The following is an 18,283-nucleotide window of genomic DNA, read 5'->3' on the forward strand; positions in this document are numbered from 1 at the left end:
GTAAAACCCAGTCTTTTAATATCTATGGTTTTATAATTATGCGAATATGCCAATAAAGCATCAAACACTTTAACTATTTTTGGTTAAAATTTGTTAAAGTGAAGGCAGAGCACCCAGCAGCATTAAAATACATTTTTCAGGATGAAATTTATCTTTTGCCGGACGAAAAGTCATTTAAAAGCACCGCTGTTACACAGCTTGTGGAAACACCTGTAGCCGAAACAGCTATTAAACCTGTTGAAGAAGCAGGCCTGGTGCCGCCTGCTGCACAATCCGAGGCAGAGCCTATGGTACAAGCGCCCGTTTTATCGTTTTATTACCTGGGGACAAACAAAAAGGCGTTTTTAATTTTCACTCATTATCCTGACCTGGATTTTATAGCCAACGAACATTTAACAGCTCTCCAAAATATCCTGAAACGGAAGGGGTTTGAACTGGACGATGTGGCTATATTTAATACAGCCAAAAATGCAGTTAACGATTGGAATGAAATATTGAACTATTTTACGCCTGAAAAGGTGCTGTTATTAGGTAAAAGTGCGATACCTTCCGGGTTAGATCTACCGCCGCTAAATCAACTTAAACAAATGCCAGATTATACATTGCTGTATAGTTTTAGTTTTGATGAGATGATGACAAGCACCGATAACAAAAAAGCCTTTTGGGATCAGATGAAAAACCTGTAATATGCAACAACTGGTATTTGCCACCAACAATGCACATAAGCTTGAAGAAATACAAGCCAAACTGGCGGGACGCATTGAACTACTCAGCCTCGACGATATTAATTGCCACGATGATATTGAAGAAACCGGCCTAACCTTTGCCGAAAATGCAGCCATTAAAAGCAGATTTATTTATGATAAATATCAGGTTAATTGTTTTGGCGATGACAGCGGCCTGGAAATAGATGCCCTTGGCGGAGAGCCGGGTGTCTACTCGGCGCGCTATGCTGGCAAGCATGGCGATCATGCTGCTAATATTGCCAAAGTTTTAAATAACCTGAAAGATAAGTCTGATCGCACGGCGCGTTTCCGTACGGTGATTTCATTGATTTGGAACGGCGAAGAGCGTTTTTTTGACGGGGCGGTTGAAGGTACCATCCGCATGGAACCAAGTGGCAATGGCGGATTTGGTTATGATCCCATTTTTCAGCCCGATGGCTACCATATAACTTTTGCTGAAATGAGCCTGCAAGAAAAAAATAATATCAGCCACCGCGCTATCGCTGTAGAAAAACTCGCTGAATTCTTAAATAAGTTTTAATGCTTTGTGATAGCCGGCTTCTTTAACGGCGAAGTATCTCTGCGTACACTATCACCACTGTTTTTTATGGCCGGAGCGCTTTGAACCGTATCGCGTGGTGTGTTAGGTTTGGCAGTGCCGGGTCTAACCAGCGGTGCCAAGCCCCGTTTTAATCGCAGTTGATTTAATTGCTGTAATTTTTTGTCGAGGCTATCGGTCGTTGTTTTAGCACCTGCAGATTCACCGGTCAAACTGTCTGCGGCAGATTTGACATCAGTAGAATCTGCGGACGCTTTAGCTGCCCCCGGTTTTTTAATGGCAGTCTTATCCGTACCAGATTTGGCTGCCCCTTTTTTCATGGCAGCCGCTTTGGTATTACGATGCGATAAAATTGCCGCCTTGGATGCAGGCCTATCCTTAGGTTTCCAGATAAATCCTTTTAGTATTTTATCCTCTTCTTTAACTTTTCCCATCGGAATGCCTTTCGCTTCATATTTTTCATTAAAGGCGATGCTGCTTATCTCCCCATTTTCAAAGTTAAAATACGCCCTCCCGCTTTGTGTATGCGACATATCGGTCACTACATTTTTAACGGTATCGCGCTTAAAATAAATGGTTTCGGCATTGCCTATGATGGTAAAGGCGCTTAGTTTGCCATTTTTAAACGTACCATGCATGAATTTGCCGGCGGCCTGGTTAAAATGCGTGGAGTCATTTTTTTCGATGTTGACAATAAAGGCCGACGGGAACATATCAAGGTTGTCCAGCTTTTTATGCTTCATCTGCAAGTTGATGGTATCGCCGGATAACTGCGATTTCTGTGTCCAGATCATCGGGTTGACATACATGCGGATAGTAGAGTCGGCGCTCGAATAGAACATTGAATCGGCTTTAGCCTGCAGGTCAGACTTAAAGATCTTGGCGTGATTATACACATTCACAATCCTGATGCGGGTAGTATCAGGCATTTCTTTTGCCGCCGCTACAGCCGTCAGCGAATCGGCCTTTTGTTTGATTTTAAGCGAATCGCTCGCTGTCGGTTTTGGAGCAGCAACCTTACCTGCGCCCGAAGCCATTGAAGCGGGCTGCCTCGGAGGGGGCAATGTCAATACCCTGATGTTTGCCCAGGGGCTTGGCATACCGGCAAAATAGTCGTAGTACCGGAAAGCCGTATCTATCGCTATCGAGAACGGCAGAGGCTCAATATACTTTGATGGTTTAGCAGAAACTTCGGGCTTTGTTGTTTTTGCAGCTGCCGCCGTTTTTTTAATAGTGGTGTCCGGATGGGCTAATTCGTACTGGCGCTTTTTCAGCAGCTTAAAATCCTTAAAGGTGATCATCCGTGTCTTGAATGTGTCGCCAGCCATAAATAAGGAATCATAACGAATGTTAGAATTCAGTTTAGGCTTGGCTTTTGCCGTATCGGCGAAGCGGTAAACAGGCGTCTCCAATTTAGGAATAGGTTTTCCCTGCATAACAGGGGCAATGACCGCCGCCGCCCGCTTTTTCGACACCGGCGCTTTGCCGGCCCCGCCCATATTTTGGGCTTTAGGTAGCTGCCTGGTCACTGAATCTTTTATCCCTTGCAGCGTTAGCTTTTTATCAGCTACATTGGTTGGGTTTAGTTTTTTTACAGCTTTGCTCAAGCTGTCTACAGCGTCTTTATTATTTTTAACTAATGAATCAATAGCCGCCTTTTTCGCTCCTGGCATGAATGTTTTAGCGCCCGGTATTAATTTGCGCAGGCTATCGGCCTTAACCAACCTGAGGTTGCCTCCGGCCTTTGCGGTGTCCGTTGAGGTCGTTTTAACGCTATCCTCGGTCACAAATATCATGTAGGCGTTTTGGGTTACAATTGCCTCCTCATTGCTTTTAAAATACTCGCCAAAATCGCCCAAAAGGGTAGTTTTTTGCTCGGTATCAGTAAAAATTACGTGTTTGACAGCGCGGCCATAACCCTTAAGGCGGTCATAATACAAGCTATCGCCTTTGAGCGACTTGGTTTTGCTGGTGTACAGGTTATTTTTGCCAAAGGCAGCCTGCTTTAAAATGGTATTGTAAGTCCCGTTTTCCGTATACAGATTGTCTTTATCTTTCCCCGTAATAATAGTAGGCCCGTAAAAATAATTAATGCGTGTACCCGAGTTATACCGCATAGTATCGGTTTTAATTACCGCATCGGGGGTTTTACAAACCACATCGTACCTGAAATATGCATCGCGGGTAAAAGCAAAATAATAGCCGTTTTTACTGGTTAAGGTGTTATCCTTGTTAACCAGTTTACCACCATCGACATAGGTGCCTATGCGGGTAGCTGTATTGTAAGTGAAATTATTGGTAGTGAGTGTAGCGTCCTTATCCACCATTATTACGTGGTCTGTAAGTACCGCTATCTTGGTGTTGCCGTTATAATTGAGCTTGTCTGAGTAAATATGTACCGTATCGCCCTGATTTATGACCACATGACCAAAGGCATCGACCATATTTTGGTCCGGGTAGAAATAAGCGCTGTCTGAAGTTAGGGTAGAGTAGTCTTGTTTAAAGACGCCATTGTGTACTTTGATGATACGGCTGCCATTTGGGCCCGGCGCTGATCGTAAAGTGGTTGAGCTAATTAGGTTAACCCTTGATTTGCTTTGGCCCAAAACTGACAAAGTCGCCAGCAAAAAAAAGAAACTTAAGACGTATTTATTCACTACTGCAAAATTAGTTTTTTGTCGGGGTTATTAAATTAATAATTTTGACGATGCTTCCGCTTCAACAATTCACCCGTTTTATTGAACAGAATCGTCTATTTGACTACAACGGAACTGTCCTGGCAGCAGTTAGCGGTGGTATGGACTCTGTTTTAATGGTGCATTTACTAAAAGCGGCCGGTTATCAATTTGCCATTGCCCATTGCAATTTTCAACTAAGAGGTAATGACGCCATCGCCGACCAGGCCTTTTGCGCAGCATTAGCCAATCAAAATAATATCCCTTTTCACACCATCAATTTTAATACCCAAAAATACGCCACCGAAAACAAGGTTTCTATTCAGATGGCCGCGCGTGAGCTGCGGTACAACTGGTTTGAACAACTGAGGCAACAAAATCAATACACCGCTATTGCGCTTGCGCATCACCAAAACGACGCAATTGAAACAATATTGTTAAACCTGGTACGCGGCACGGGTATAGCCGGCATGCATGGTATTTTGCCAAAAAATGGCGCACTGGTAAGGCCACTTTTATTTTTGAACCGCGAGGAAATTGAACAGCTTATTAATGACAATGGCCTTGAATATGTTGAAGATAGCTCAAACGCGTCAACCAAATATGCACGCAATAAACTGCGGCATGAAGTAATCCCGAAACTGCGCGAATTAAATCCGGCACTTGAAAATACTTTTCAAAACAACCTGGAGCGCTTTAAAGATCTGGAAACTTTATTGGATCTGCGCATAGCCGAGTTGAAGGCGGGCTTACTAACGCAAACGGGTGGTGAAATTCACATTCGAATATCGGCAGTTAAAGCTTTAAATCCGCAGCGCTTGTTGCTGTTTAAACTCTTACAACCCTACGGTTTTAATGAGACGACGATTGATGATCTGATCTCATCGTTGAATAAGCATTCGGGCCGGGTGTTTGAGTCGGCAATTTTTAGGTTGATACTTGACCGCGACAAGCTGATCATTGCGCCGTTAGATAAACCTGTTCATCAAGTGGTAAGCATTTCAGAAATGGAAAGGACGGCAATTTACGGTGGTTACAGACTTAATATTTTGCACGACGAAGCGCCGGTCATTATTAAAGATAACCCCATGGTGGTGTCGATAGATGCAGCTAAATTGGTTTATCCCCTCAGCATTCGTGCCTGGGAGCAAAGCGATAGTTTTTATCCGCTGGGGATGAAAACGCGCAAAAAGCTGAGCGATTTTTTCATCGGTCTTAAAATACCGGTACATCAAAAAACACAGATACCACTGGTGATTAACGGCAATGGCGATGTGATATGGATTGGAGGCTATCGGCCCGACGATCGTTATAAAGTAACAGAAAACACCAAAAAAGTAACTATCTTCGAACTATATAAAGCAGGTTGATTTGAAGTTGTGTTAATTGAGGATTTGAAAATCGTGCGATCGTTTCAATTCCCATATCTTCAAATCTCAAATTAAAGAGATGAGCGAAAAAGTAGTTTTTACCGAAAATCAATACCTCGGCCGCGAGTTTATTCCATTATGTATACGCCTGGTATTGGCTATTTTTTGTTTTGCAGCCTATACTTTCACCGATGTAGGGGACAAAACCGGCGACCTGCTGGCGGTGGTTGGCTTTGCCATCCTGATCATCTGCATCATAATGGGGTTCTTGCTGCATTTCAGAACCCGCGTCGAAAATAAAAGCATTTTTTTAAATGGCTTGTGGACAACCCGCCTGGTAAAAATCGACCTGAATAGTATCGTTAAAGCCGAGGTTGCTCCTTACAGCCGTTATCTTTTTAATAATCCGGTTTATAATCTGCATAGCAAAGGCACCATTCGTTTTTTTGCAGCCGGCAGAAATGCAGTACACCTGACGGATCGTGACGGACTGGTTTATATCATTGGCTCGCAACACCCTTATGAGCTGTACCGCGCTATCAAAGCCGAAACCGGCGATAAGTTATAACTGCTTAAAATCTCTTTTTGATATGAGCCGTAAACTGACTGTTAACATGATGACGATGTTAGCTGCGGTGTTGTGGTTTGTGCCGGGTAAATCTTTTGCGCAGGGCAACGATTCCACTATTATTATTCCATTAGGCGGTAACGCCTGGGTTGGCCCCAACGCCCGTGCGGCGATCAAAAATGCCGGTTTGGTTAGCTGGACGTCGGCGCGTGACACAGCATATGTATATGTGCGTGTCGAAACCGGCGGCAAATTAAATGTAGGGCTAAATTTGCAGGTGCCATTGGGCGAAAGTAAGATAGCCATTAAATTTTTGGGCGAAACCCTGACCAAAACGGTTTCAGGCAGCCCGGATTTTAAACGGGTTGATTTTGGTGAGATTAACATTCATAAACCCGGATACTTGAAAATCCAGTTGGTAGGTCTTGCTAAAACCGGGGATGTTTTTGCGGCAGTGTCAGACTTGGTATTAACCGGCCCTGCCCTGGGGCGCGGCGCGGCGTACGTGCATAATAACCGGGGTAATTATTTTTATTGGGGTCGCCGCGGCCCGTCCGTTCATCTGAATTATGAGGTGCCCAATAAACCTATCGAATGGTTTTATAACGAAGTGACCGTCCCGGTCGGGAGGGATATCGCCGGGTCCTATTTTATGGCCGATGGATTTAGCGGTGGTTATTTCGGCATGCAGGTTAATTCGGCAACTGAGCGGCGGTTGCTGTTTTCGGTATGGAGCCCATATGAGACTAATGACCCCAAGAGCATACCCGATAATATGAAGGTACAGCTGCTTAAAAAGGGAGATGCTGTTCATGCCGGTGAGTTTGGCGGAGAAGGTTCGGGCGGGCAAAGCTATACGCTGTATCCTTGGGTGGCAGGCAAAACCTATTGTTTTTTGGTACATGCTCAGGGCGATATCGCTGCCGAAACAACTATCTATACTGCTTATTTTAAACCAAAGGAAAAGGGGCAGTGGCAACTCATAGCCTGCTTTAAGCGTCCGCAATCCGGCTCTTATTTAAAAGGCCTGCATTCATTTGTCGAAAATTTTGATCCGGAAAACGGCGATAAAACCCGTATGGCATTATTTGCCAATCAATGGACGATAGATATTGAAGGCAAATGGAGCCCGGTGTATTTTGCAACATTTACCGGCGATGCAACGGCAAAGATCAATTATCGTAAAGATTATGCGGGCAAGCCAGACTCCAAAGGGTTTTATCTGCTTAATGGTGGGTTCTTTAACGATTTTACACCGCTAAATACCCGATTTAATACGGATACTCACAATTTAAGGACGCCCCCCGAAATTGATTTCAATAAACTCCCCTAAAACAACACAGCCGTCATGTCCCGGTGGAGTATGACGGCTGGTTGAAATGAGTTGAAATTTGCTGGTTATTTTTTCAATCCAATTTCACGTAAGCGCTCATCCAGGTATTCGCCTGCAGTGATGTCGCTATATATTTTAGGATGTTCGGCATCAATAGTTGATGGAAGCGAGGTCAGATCCATATCAGACTTAGGGTGCAGAAAGAAGGGCACCGAATAGCGGGAAAACTTCATCAGCTCGCGTGGTGGGTTAACCACACGGTGAGTGGTTGATTTTAGCTTGTTATTAGTTAAGCGTTGCAGCATGTCGCCTACGTTTACTACCAGGTCTTCGCCATGCGCTTTTACCGGGAACCATTTACCATCGCGGGTAAGCAATTCAAGGCCGTCGGCACTGGCGCCTATCAGCAACGTAATAAGATTAATGTCCTCATGTGCTCCGGCGCGAACGGCATCAGCAGGCACGGCATCCGGGTTTTCAATAGGGAAATAGTGCAGCGTGCGCAATATAGAATTACCATTATTTACCTTGTCGTCAAAGTAGTGCTCATCAAGGCCTAAGTATACCGCAATAGCGCGCAGCAATTCCTTACCCGCAGCTTCCAGCTTTCTATAAACCTCTAAAGTAACCTCATTAAATTTCGGCAACTCTTTTACCTGGAGGTTGTCAGGATACTGTTCTTTCAGTTTATCATCGCCTTCAATAGTTTGGCCTATTTGCCAAAACTCTTTCAAATCGGGCGTTTTAAAACCTTTGGCGGTTTCTTTGCCCTTACCTGTGTAGCCGCGCTGACCTGCCAGCTCAGGTATCTCATAGCTTGATTTTACATCATCGGGTAAGGCAAAAAGGGCTTTAACCTGTGTATATAAATCGTCTATCAGTTGTTTGCTCAAACCATGGTTGGTGATGGTAACAAAACCGGTTTCATTAAAAGCCTTACCAATAGCCTCCGAAAATTGTTTACGCTCGGCATCACCACCGTTAATATAGGTATTTAGGTCAAGGCGTGGAATATTTACTTCTGTGCTCATAGTGTATAATGATAAAACGTAAAATTATCGAAATAAATATGGTTTAATGTAAAGGTGGAAAAGTTTGTTGACGGCGCTGACCTATTTGTGTAACCAATTAAACAAGAGGCTTTGTTTTTTGGTGATTTAGGTTTGCCATGGATATGTAACAAAACAATTGGCCAACTAAACGTTTTATATTTTAATAGTCGAAATAATGAACCCAAATCTTACACCTCAAAAACTTAATGGTATGAAAATCGTAAAAAAAATATGGGGAATAAGCTTGTTGGCGATATTGCTGATAGTTGCGGCCCCACGCATAACTTCGGCCCAGGATGAAGCAATTACCGAACAGGATTTTTATGACGCCCTGGCGCCATATGGTACCTGGGTTTATGATAATAATTATGGCGATGTTTGGCTACCCGATATCGACGAAAGTTTTAGACCGTATCAAACCGGAGGGTATTGGGTGATGACCGAATATGGCAATACCTGGGTGTCTGACTATGCCTGGGGATGGGCTACCTTTCACTACGGCCGCTGGCGCTTTGACGACTATTATGGATGGGAGTGGATACCTGGCTACGAGTGGGCTCCTGCCTGGGTGAGCTGGCGGTCGGGCGACGGTTATTATGGTTGGGCTCCGCTGTCACCCGACGTGGATTTCAGCGGATCTATCGGCAGCGGTAACTATTACGATTATTGGGCATTTGCACCGGCGGCTTATATCAACAATCAAAGTATCTATAATTACTATATTCCTCACAACAGGGTAGCAAATGTTATTCGCCACACCACGGTAGTTAACAATGTATTTGTCCGCAATGGGCATCAATATATAGGGGGGCCGCGTGCTACAGATATAGAAAGGTATACACACCGCAGGCCAAAGGTTTATACAGTTACCGATGCAAGCCGGCCAGGCATTACAGTGGGTACTAAAACGGTCAGTATTTTCAGGCCAAATATAAGCCGGTCAGGTGATGCGCGCCCTCAACGTGTGGTTGACGGCAAAGCTTATCAACAACAAAACCCTAATCAGCGTATAGCCCGTGGAGGAGGAAGCTTAACTTTTAGCCGTAATAACGCGCAAAGGCTTGCTATGGAGGCCCGTAGCTCAAACCCCAACACCAATATTGTGCGGATAAATGGCCAGTCTGCAACGCGGCCTAATCAGCAGCCGGTACAAGCGCCACAACGCCGTCCGCAGCCAACAGGTAATGTTGAGCAGTTACAAAGAGGCAATGCAAATTCAACACAACAAAATCGGGCAAGTCAGCCTCAACAAAACAATAATGTAATAACAAGGCCGCTTTATCGTGGTCGCCGGGAGAACAGGCCAAATGTAACGCCGCCACGCATACAGGAGGGAAACAATACGCCGCAGCAAAGGCAGCAGCGTGAGGCTCAACAACAGGCCATCCAGCAAAATCAAGCTCGCGGGCAAGCGCATCAGGATTTACAGCAAGCCACCCAGCAACAACAGGCTGCTCAACAAGCCGCCCAGCAGCAGCGCGACCAGCATCAGGCGCAGCAACAACAGGCTGCTCAACAAGCCGCCCAGCAGCAGCGCGACCAGCAACAGGCACAGCAACAGCAGGTGCAGCAACAACGCCGCGCGCAATTTGAACAGCAGAGGCAGCAACGCCAGGCGCAGCAAGCCACCCAGCAACAGCAGGCTACTCAACAAGCCGCCCAACAGCAGCGCGACCAGCAACAGGCGCAGCAACAGCAGGTGCAGCAACAACGCCGCGCGCAATTTGAACAGCAGAGGCAGCAACGCCAGGCGCAGCAAGCCACCCAGCAACAGCAGGAAAATCAGCAGACACAACAACGTGGTGCGCAATTTGGACAACAAAGGCAGCAACAACAGGCCGCACAGCGTCAGGCTGATCAACAACGCCAGGCGCAACAGCAGGCCGCGCAGCGTCAGGCCGATCAGCAACGCCAGGCGCAACAGCAGCAGGCACAACAACAAGCTGCTCAGCGTCAGGCCGATCAACAGCGCCAGGCGCAACAGCAGCAGGCACAACAACAAGCTGCTCAGCGTCAGGCTGATCAGCAGCGCCAGGCCCAACAGCAACAGGCACAACAACAAGCTGCTCAGCGTCAGGCCGATCAGCAACGCCAGGCGCAACAGCAGCAGGCACAGCAGCAGCATCGTCGTCCGCCTGAGCGCAGGCCTCAATAATGTAATGGTATAATGTGAAAAAAGCCTGCTCCTGAATTAACAGGTGGCAGGCTCTCACATTTAACCGATCAACAACAAACGATTAAAGCTCTTTAAAATATCGGGCTGCAGCATTACTATGTTTGAGTTACAGCGCCAGCTAAATTTGTTAAATTCTTGTACATCACTTGTAATTTACGGTAGCGACAAAACTTTAATAAGGCTGATCCTCTATCAGGACCAGCCTATCCTACTATTAAGTGAAATCCTTTTAACCGGCGAAGCAATCAACCTGGTGAAGGCCCATACTTACAATTTTTGTACCTATAGTTAGTATTGTTGTAGCAATCAATCAAATCTAAAATAGATGCTTGTAAGGCTTGCCAATAAAAGATCATTCAGAAGGCTGATTAATATCGGGTGCTGTAAACTTTGCTGATAAAAGCAAGAGGGATGATTGGCGAGATGTCTGTTAGTTAGGTGCGCTTGGCTGTAAAGCACTCCTGCAACAATTCAATTAACTAACAGAAATCTTTCGGTGCTACCAAAAGACATGGAAAGGAAACAGAAAGTCAGCGTTTTGAAGCGTATATCTGTGATCGTTATATCCGGAGAAGAAGTTAAAATACCTGATACAGGCAGTAGCGTTTTGCGGCACCAGGTAAGCCGCATAAACGGGGCTGTTTACTTTGTGAAGCTGGCGTATAGCTTCCTGGTTGTTGCCTGCCAGATTAAATTTAATTAAAGGATTAGCAGGCAGGTTATAAGCCCTGAAAACCCTAGAAATTTTTGTATTATGATTGTGTTGATAAGCAGACGCAAAGGGTTTGGCCTGGCCTGTAAAAAAGGCCCAGCAAACCAGCAGCAGGATAGATAGCTTTAAGAAATGTTTTGTGTCAAATCTCATTAAAACAATACGCTAATAGGCTAAATTTAGAAAAACTATTTGTTTTTTGGTTAATAATCTTCTTTTTTAATTTATTAACAGCTCTTTCTATCTGCATTGATTGACTGATTTTAAGAGGCAGTAAAAGGCCCGGCTGAGTGTTGCCCAGCCGGACGATATATTATATGTTGATCAAAGTTCTTCGTCGTGCTGGCTGATGTCAAGACCTGTAATCTCTTCTTCAGGGGTTACACGCAGTGTGCTGATCATATCGGTAACTTTTAGAAGGATAAATGATCCGACAAAAGCAAATACCGATACGGCAACTAAAGCTATAAGATGTTTAACAAACAAGCTGGTTTCGCCAAAAAACAAGCCGTTGGCCCCTGCGCTGTTTACACTTTTAGTGGCAAAAATGCCGGTCATCAGCATACCCATCATGCCACCCACGCCGTGACAAGGAAATACGTCAAGCGTATCGTCGATGTTGGTTCTGCTTCTCCAGATAACTACCAGGTTACTTACAACCGCAGCAACAATACCTACAATTAACGATTGCGATACAGTAACGTAACCCGCAGCAGGTGTTATAGCTACCAGGCCTACCACCGCGCCAATACAAGCGCCTAATGCCGATGGCTTTTTCCCTCTTAATATATCAAAGAAAACCCATGACATAGCAGCCGCAGCTGATGCTGTGGTCGTAGTAGCTAGTGCGGTTGAAGCTAACTCATTTGCGCCTAAGGCAGAGCCTGCGTTAAAACCAAACCAGCCGAACCATAATAAACCGGTACCTAAGATAACATAGCTTATACGTGCCGGAGCGTGCGACTCTGGGATCTCGGTGCGTTTTTTAAGATATAAAGCCGACGCCAAAGCTGCCCAGCCCGCCGACATATGCACCACAGTACCGCCGGCAAAGTCTAATACGCCCATTTTGTAGAAGATGCCCTCAGGGTGCCAGGTTGCGTGCGCCAGCGGCGCATAGATAAAGACAATAAACAGCGTGATAAAGATCAAATAAGAATTGAAGCGAATACGCTCGGCGAATGCGCCCGTGATTAATGCCGGAGTAATTACCGCAAACTTTAACTGAAACATAGCAAACAATATAACAGGAATGGTGCCGCCCAGCCAGGCTACGCCCAAAGTATGCTGCATCATAAAGAACGAACCCGGGTTGCCGATAATGCCGGCGCCGCCCACGTCCTGGCCAAATGCAAGGCTAAACCCAAAAACTACCCAGATAATGGTGATCAGGCCCATGCAGACAAAGCTTTGCAGCATGGTTGAGATAACGTTCTTTTTGCTAACCATGCCGCCATAAAAGAAGGCCAGGCCGGGTGTCATTAATAATACCAATGCGGTTGCGATAAGCATCCAGGCTATATCGGCCTTGTTTAGCGTGGTTGCAGCGGGTGTTGCTACAAAGTTACCCGGAAAGGCAAATGCCAGGATAACTACAATGATGAGAATGCCAAAGGGTACAAATTTTTTCATATCGGAATTGCTAACGTGATTTAATAATTAATAAGTGATTGTTTGAATACGAACTTGAAGATTTAGGCGCGCAGTTAAAACCGGTTGCCTGAATCAAATGCCGGGACGATAACGATGTCCGGATGGATTTGGGTTTGCCTGTCGGGATATATCCGATAACATATCCATTAAGGGTTTTTGAAAGAGGGTTTTTAAAATCATAGTTTAATTAGGTTAAGTAAAATCGAGTTTGTCATTTTTGGCATTAATATGCCTGAAATATTTAACAGAATTATAAAAAATCTATAAAAGAACGCTATGATTTGATTGATTGCTTTGCTAAATTAACAATACATTTTGGTTTTCATAATAAAATGGATAAAAATTTATATAAATCTTGACATTTATTGATTTATTATAACTTCTTGTTTCGGTTTTGTCGATATATTTTTATTCCATTTGTCTTTTCGCAAATTTATTATGGAATAAATAATATAATAATAACTTAATGATAGACAAAAGACAATTTTATACTTATGATTACGGAAGATAGTGTAAAAAAAGAACGCGCAAAAATAAAAAAGCCGCATAAAGCGGCTTTAAGTATTTAAACAATGAATGGTTTGATTTATTCCTCTACCATTTCGCTGTTTGGAGCGCTGGCTTCAGGTGTTTCGTGTTTAAAGTAGTGTTTTTGAAAGATCAATATCAAAATAACTCCTACCGATATCGAAGCATCGGCCAGGTTAAACACAGGGCGGAAGAAAATGAAATCCTCGCCACCCCAGATAGGAAACCATTGCGGGAAATTGCCCGATATCAATGGGAAATAGAACATGTCTACCACCCGGCCATGAAACAACGGCGCGTAGCGATAGATGACACCATAAAAGGTAGAATCAATGATATTGCCTACTGCTCCGGCCAGTATCAGCGCGCCGTTCATGATTAGTCCGCGATGATATTTATGTTTGATAAGGTAAACTATACCATAACCTATGCCTGCAACCGCAATAATTCTGAAAAGCGTAAGGGTTAATTTACCCCAGTCGCCTCCCAGTTCCATGCCGAATGCCATGCCATTATTTTCGGTATAATGCAGCATGCCGTGGTCACCCAGAAATTTGATTTCCTGGCCCTGATACATGTGCGAGTGAACCCAGATTTTAATTGCCTGGTCGGCAATAATAATTAATAAAGCAGTTAAAAAAGGTTTTATATAAACAGCCTTCATTTATTGCTTTAATTTGGCTTCCATGGTAAGGGTAGTATGCGGTACGGCTCGTAAACGCTCTTTAGGAATCAGTTTGCCGGTTTCGCGACAAATACCGTAAGTTTTATTTTCAATACGCACTAAAGCCGCTTCTAACTGCTCAATAAATTTTTTCTGACGGGCAGCTAATTGGTTGATCTGCTCTTTCTCTAATGTAGCTGACCCATCTTCCAGCGTTTTATAAGTACCGGCAGTGTCGTCCGTACCGTTAGCATTTGGTGCGCTTAATGATGAGGCTAAGGCATTCAACTCTTCTTTGGCACTGTTTAATTTATCTAATAACAGTTCTTTGAATTCTTTTAACTCAGAATCGCTATATCTGGTTTTTTCGTTTTCTACTTTCATATTACTTTATTAATAGCAATTATTATTTCATTATCATCAATTGTGGTTGTTTCGCCATCATTGATTTGGTTATCAACCACTATATTATCGGCTAAGATTTCTGCACTAATATAGGATAAATTGTTATTTAGGGCGCGGCTTATCAACAGGCTATCTGATAGTCTTACAGTTATCCTGTCCGTAACTTCGAAGCCATTGTTTTTGCGTAGGTTCTGTATTCGGTTTATTAACTCGCGAGATATTCCTTCCTCCTTTAATTCGTCGGTTATGGTAACATCTAAAGCCACGGTTAGTTTTCCTAAATTTGCTACCTGCCATCCCGGAACATCCTCGGCAATGATTTCTACGTCGCTAAGTAGTACTGAATACTTATCATCCAATATTAATATTGAGCCCTCGGTTTCCAGTTTAACGATATCTTCCTGACTAAAGTTACTGATGATGTCGGCAACCACCTTCATATCCTTACCAACCTTAGCGCCAAGAGCCTTGAAGTTTGGTTTGATTTTCTTTTTAATAAAGCCGGCGGTATCGGTAATGTATTCAATATCCTTGATATTGGTTTCTGAGAGGATCAGTTCTTTAACCTGGTCAACTTGTTGCTCGAATTCTATATCAAGTATCGGTAATAAAATTTTGCTTAATGGCTGGCGCACATTAATACCCACTTTTTTACGCAGCGACAGTACCAATGACGAGATGTCCTGAGCCAGTTGCATACGCTCTTCCAAAGCCTCATTTACCAGGGCGGCATTGTAATCAGGAAAGTAAGCGAGGTGAACCGATTCGAACGGCTCTTTTTGGGTTACGCTGTTTAAATCGGTATATAAACGCTCGGCAAAGAATGGCGCAATAGGCGACATTAGCTTAGCGACGGTTATTAAACAAGTGTATAAAGTCTGGTAAGCTGATAACTTGTCTTCCGAGTCGTCCGACTTCCAGAAACGACGACGGCTCAGGCGCACAAACCAGTTACTCAGGTTTACATCTACAAAATCCTGGATAGCACGGGCAGCCTTGGTAGGCTCGAAATCGGCATAAAAACCATCGACTTCTTTGCTCAGTGTATTTAATAAAGAGATGATCCAGCGGTCAATTTCAGGCCGGTCCTGGATTGGGATATCCGGCTCGCTGTAGGCGAACTTATCTATGTTAGCATACATCACAAAGAATGTATACGTATTATATAAGGTGCCAAAAAACTTACGCCGAACCTCATCGATACCATCTGCGTTAAATTTCAGGTTGTCCCATGGCGCAGCGTTGCTGATCATGTACCAGCGCGGCGCATCGGCGCCAAACTGCTCAATAGTCTCGAACGGATCTACACCATTACCCAGACGTTTGGACATTTTGTTGCCGTTTTTATCAAGCACCAAGCCGTTTGAGATAACGTTTTTAAATGATATTCCTTTATTGTCTACCTGCGCATTGATGGCTTTGATCTCGTCGCTGGTTTCGCTTAGCATTACCGCAATAGCATGCAGGGTAAAAAACCAGCCCCGGGTTTGGTCAACCCCTTCGGCAATGAAGTCGGCCGGGTATGCGTTTTTAAATTCTTCTTTATGCTCAAATGGGAAATGCCATTGCGCATAAGGCATGGCGCCACTGTCAAACCAAACGTCAATCAGGTCGGCCTCTCTGTAATAATAATAAGCTTCTCCATTAAAAAATTTTGAAAAGATGATGTTATCTACATAAGGTCTGTGCAGATCCATTTCAATATTTTCTTTCGCAAAAAACTCGTCAACAGAGGTCGAGAACTTTTTAACCAGGACATCTCTGTTCGGGCAAAAGTCAATGAAATTCCTTAATTCTAAACTGCCCTTTTTAAGACCGGCTTGAAGCTGCTGAATAGTGTCCAGATCTTCTTCAGAATCCTCGTCAGGCGGGATCGAAAGAAATTCCATTATTTCTGCCCCGGTATGTTGCAAAAAGTATTGTTTAGCATCTTCAAAGTAAAAATAGATGCCTTCTTTTTTTAATTCTTCAATGCTGCCGATACAGATCTCTGGTTTCGGCACAAATGTAGCATCGCAACGCCAGATAGGTAGTGGGGTACCCCAGTAGCGTGAACGCGACAGATTCCAGTCTACCAGGTTCTCCAGCCAGTTGCCAAAACGGCCGGTCCCGGTCGACTCTGGTTTCCAGTTGATGGTTTTGTTCAGCTCCACCATTTTATCCTTCAGGGCTGTGGTGCGTATAAACCAGCTATCCAGGGGATAGTACAGAATTGGCTCGTCGCTACGCCATGAATGAGGGTAACTGTGTTCGTATTTTTTTACGTCAAAAGCTCTGTTTTCGGTTTTTAATTTGATCGAAATCAGAACGTCAGTCGGTTTAAAGTCGGGCTGCGCGCGCTCTTCGGCGGTATAATATTCTTCTTTAACATAGCGTCCGGCAAAGTCGGTCACCTCATTTACAAAGCGGCCCTGGCGGTCAACCAGCGGAACATCTTTGCCGTTTTCATCTTTCACCAAAACAGCAGGTACGCCGGCTTCTTTAGCTACTCTAAAGTCATCGCCACCAAAAGTTGGGGCAATGTGTACTATGCCGGTACCATCCCCGGTAGTCACAAAATCGCCCGGAATAACACGGAAACCGTTTTGAGCCAGATCGTCGTTGGTTACGTATGGCAATAACTGCTCGTAGTTAACGCCAACCAACTGAGCGCCGGTATAAGTTTCTTTTATTTCCCAGGGGATGATCTTGTCCCCGCCTTTGTAATCATCAAAAGAGGCACTCTGACCATCGGCTTTAAATAATTTGCCAACCAGATCCTGAGCCAAAATAACGGTGATTGGCTCATAGGTATAAGGGTTGAAGGTAGCTATTTTAACGTATTCGATCTTTTCGCCAACAGCTAATGCACTGTTTGACGGCAAAGTCCATGGGGTAGTTGTCCAGGCCAGGATGAACAGATCGGTATTGATATTTTCAAACAAAAATGCCGATTTATCATCGCGCTTAACTTTAAACTGCGCGGTAATGGTAGTATCCTTCACCATTTTATAAGTGCCCGGCTGGTTCAGCTCGTGCGAGCTTAGGCCCGTGCCCGATTTTGGTGAGTAAGGCTGAATGGTATAACCTTTATACAACAGGTCTTTTTTATAAAGCTCCTTTAGTATCCACCAAAGCGACTCAATATATTCGTTTTTATAAGTGATATACGGATTTTCAAGATCAACCCAATAACCCATTTTTTCGGTCAGGTCGTTCCAGATATCGGTATAGCGCATCACCTCCTTGCGGCAGGCTTCATTATACGCTTTAACAGATATTTTTTTGCCGATATCGTCTTTGGTAATACCTAAAGCTTTCTCAACAGCCAGCTCAATAGGCAGGCCGTGGGTGTCCCAGCCGCCTTTACGTTTTACCTGGAAACCCTTCAGTGTTTTATAGCGGCAAAAAATATCCTTAATGGCACGCGCCATTACGTGGTGAATGCCCGGCATGCCGTTGGCACTTGGCGGGCCTTCATAAAATGTATACGGTTTGCCGGCAGGGCGACTGCTGATGCTTTTTTCGAAAATGTTATTCTGTTTCCAGAACTCTAAAACATCTTTGCCTGTCTGCGATAAATTTAACTGCTTGTATTCCTTGTACATTAATCTTTTACCCCTCAAATTTTAGAGGTTGCAAAAATAGGTAATTTAGAACGAAAAAGTATGCATTATAGGGTGAAATTGTGACAGCCTTATTTTGCATCTCAATTTATTTTGCGTCGCAATTTGCAATAATGGTGTTCCCTTCGGTCAGTCAAAAGTGCTTGATCCAAAAAAAGACATATAAGTTATAAAAAGTGATCCAAAGTGATCCAATTCTTCTGATGCCAAAATGTAATTACCTTATTGTCAGTATATTGAATTTTTATGGTGATCCAA

Annotated in this window: 13 protein-coding genes; 6 read left to right on the top strand and 7 right to left on the bottom strand. The window is 44.1% G+C overall.

What is annotated here, in order from left to right; all coding sequences use genetic code 11:
• The first annotated feature begins 98 nt into the window (after positions 1–98).
• Together ABD772_RS13745 and ABD772_RS13750 are read left to right on the top strand one after the other, a co-directional pair.
• Positions 99–686, top strand: a complete 588-nt coding sequence (locus ABD772_RS13745; RefSeq protein WP_345105475.1) for a hypothetical protein — start codon at positions 99–101, stop codon at positions 684–686.
• A gap of 1 nt (position 687) precedes the next feature.
• Positions 688–1,266, top strand: a complete 579-nt coding sequence (locus tag ABD772_RS13750) for a non-canonical purine NTP diphosphatase (RefSeq protein ID WP_345105479.1) — start codon at positions 688–690, stop codon at positions 1,264–1,266.
• Here ABD772_RS13750 and ABD772_RS13755 read toward each other — a convergent pair.
• On the bottom strand, positions 1,263–3,941 hold the full coding sequence (locus ABD772_RS13755) for an OstA-like protein (protein WP_345105482.1): 2,679 nt from the start codon (positions 3,939–3,941) through the stop codon (positions 1,263–1,265). The genes ABD772_RS13750 and ABD772_RS13755 overlap by 4 nt on opposite strands.
• A gap of 50 nt (positions 3,942–3,991) precedes the next feature.
• Here ABD772_RS13755 and tilS point away from each other — a divergent pair, with 50 nt between their 5' ends.
• The 3 genes from tilS (at position 3,992) to ABD772_RS13770 (ending at position 7,230) form a co-directional block, all read left to right on the top strand.
• A complete protein-coding gene (gene tilS, locus ABD772_RS13760; protein WP_345105485.1) occupies positions 3,992–5,329 on the top strand; it encodes a tRNA lysidine(34) synthetase TilS in 1,338 nt (445 codons plus the stop codon).
• A gap of 79 nt (positions 5,330–5,408) precedes the next feature.
• Positions 5,409–5,897 (top strand): hypothetical protein, encoded by a 489-nt coding sequence (locus ABD772_RS13765; protein ID WP_345105489.1) that lies wholly within the window; start codon positions 5,409–5,411, stop codon positions 5,895–5,897.
• 22 nt (positions 5,898–5,919) lie between these two features.
• A complete protein-coding gene (locus ABD772_RS13770; protein ID WP_345105492.1) occupies positions 5,920–7,230 on the top strand; it encodes a DUF3472 domain-containing protein in 1,311 nt (436 codons plus the stop codon).
• A gap of 65 nt (positions 7,231–7,295) precedes the next feature.
• Here the strand turns inward: ABD772_RS13770 and ABD772_RS13775 are convergent, their stop codons facing one another.
• Positions 7,296–8,261 carry an isopenicillin N synthase family dioxygenase gene (locus tag ABD772_RS13775; protein ID WP_345105495.1) on the bottom strand — a complete coding sequence of 322 codons (966 nt, stop codon included), beginning with the start codon at positions 8,259–8,261 and terminating at the stop codon, positions 7,296–7,298.
• Between the two features lie 232 nt (positions 8,262–8,493).
• On the opposite strand from ABD772_RS13775, the gene ABD772_RS13780 reads away from it, so the two are divergent.
• The gene (locus ABD772_RS13780) at positions 8,494–10,437 is read left to right on the top strand and encodes a DUF6600 domain-containing protein (protein WP_345105498.1); all 1,944 of its coding nucleotides are present in this window, start codon (positions 8,494–8,496) and stop codon (positions 10,435–10,437) included.
• Positions 10,438–10,957: 520 nt separating this feature from the next.
• On the opposite strand, the gene ABD772_RS13785 is transcribed toward ABD772_RS13780, so the two are convergent.
• The 5 genes from ABD772_RS13785 to ileS form a co-directional block, all read right to left on the bottom strand.
• Positions 10,958–11,323 carry a hypothetical protein gene (locus tag ABD772_RS13785; RefSeq protein WP_345105501.1) on the bottom strand — a complete coding sequence of 122 codons (366 nt, stop codon included), beginning with the start codon at positions 11,321–11,323 and terminating at the stop codon, positions 10,958–10,960.
• A 171-nt stretch (positions 11,324–11,494) separates the two neighbouring features.
• Positions 11,495–12,802: an ammonium transporter gene (locus tag ABD772_RS13790; RefSeq protein WP_345105504.1), complete on the bottom strand. Its 1,308-nt coding sequence runs from the start codon at positions 12,800–12,802 to the stop codon at positions 11,495–11,497.
• Positions 12,803–13,409: 607 nt separating this feature from the next.
• Positions 13,410–14,015: a lipoprotein signal peptidase gene (locus tag ABD772_RS13795; protein WP_345105507.1), complete on the bottom strand. Its 606-nt coding sequence runs from the start codon at positions 14,013–14,015 to the stop codon at positions 13,410–13,412.
• Entirely contained in the window at positions 14,016–14,399 is a 384-nt protein-coding gene (locus ABD772_RS13800) for a TraR/DksA family transcriptional regulator (protein WP_345105510.1), read from the bottom strand. It lies immediately after the preceding gene.
• Complete coding sequence (gene ileS / locus ABD772_RS13805) at positions 14,396–18,007, bottom strand: isoleucine--tRNA ligase (RefSeq protein ID WP_345105513.1); 3,612 nt, start codon at positions 18,005–18,007, stop codon at positions 14,396–14,398. The genes ABD772_RS13800 and ileS overlap by 4 nt, the downstream gene beginning before the upstream one ends.
• Positions 18,008–18,283: the final 276 nt, after the last annotated feature.

Source organism: Mucilaginibacter panaciglaebae (genome assembly GCF_039539265.1).
Lineage (GTDB): Bacteria > Bacteroidota > Bacteroidia > Sphingobacteriales > Sphingobacteriaceae > Mucilaginibacter > Mucilaginibacter panaciglaebae.

Excerpts from the sequence above, each read along its gene's own strand:
- ABD772_RS13750 (WP_345105479.1), top strand. The coding sequence starts at position 688 with ATGCAACAACTGGTATTTGCCACCAACAATGCACATAAGCTTGAAGAA.
- tilS (WP_345105485.1), top strand. The coding sequence starts at position 3,992 with ATGCTTCCGCTTCAACAATTCACCCGTTTTATTGAACAGAATCGTCTA.
- ABD772_RS13765 (WP_345105489.1), top strand. The coding sequence starts at position 5,409 with ATGAGCGAAAAAGTAGTTTTTACCGAAAATCAATACCTCGGCCGCGAG.
- ABD772_RS13770 (WP_345105492.1), top strand. The coding sequence starts at position 5,920 with ATGAGCCGTAAACTGACTGTTAACATGATGACGATGTTAGCTGCGGTG.
- ABD772_RS13775 (WP_345105495.1), bottom strand. The coding sequence starts at position 8,261 with ATGAGCACAGAAGTAAATATTCCACGCCTTGACCTAAATACCTATATT.
- ABD772_RS13780 (WP_345105498.1), top strand. The coding sequence starts at position 8,494 with ATGAAAATCGTAAAAAAAATATGGGGAATAAGCTTGTTGGCGATATTG.
- ABD772_RS13785 (WP_345105501.1), bottom strand. The coding sequence starts at position 11,323 with ATGAGATTTGACACAAAACATTTCTTAAAGCTATCTATCCTGCTGCTG.
- ABD772_RS13790 (WP_345105504.1), bottom strand. The coding sequence starts at position 12,802 with ATGAAAAAATTTGTACCCTTTGGCATTCTCATCATTGTAGTTATCCTG.
- ABD772_RS13795 (WP_345105507.1), bottom strand. The coding sequence starts at position 14,015 with ATGAAGGCTGTTTATATAAAACCTTTTTTAACTGCTTTATTAATTATT.
- ABD772_RS13800 (WP_345105510.1), bottom strand. The coding sequence starts at position 14,399 with ATGAAAGTAGAAAACGAAAAAACCAGATATAGCGATTCTGAGTTAAAA.
- ileS (WP_345105513.1), bottom strand. The coding sequence starts at position 18,007 with ATGTACAAGGAATACAAGCAGTTAAATTTATCGCAGACAGGCAAAGAT.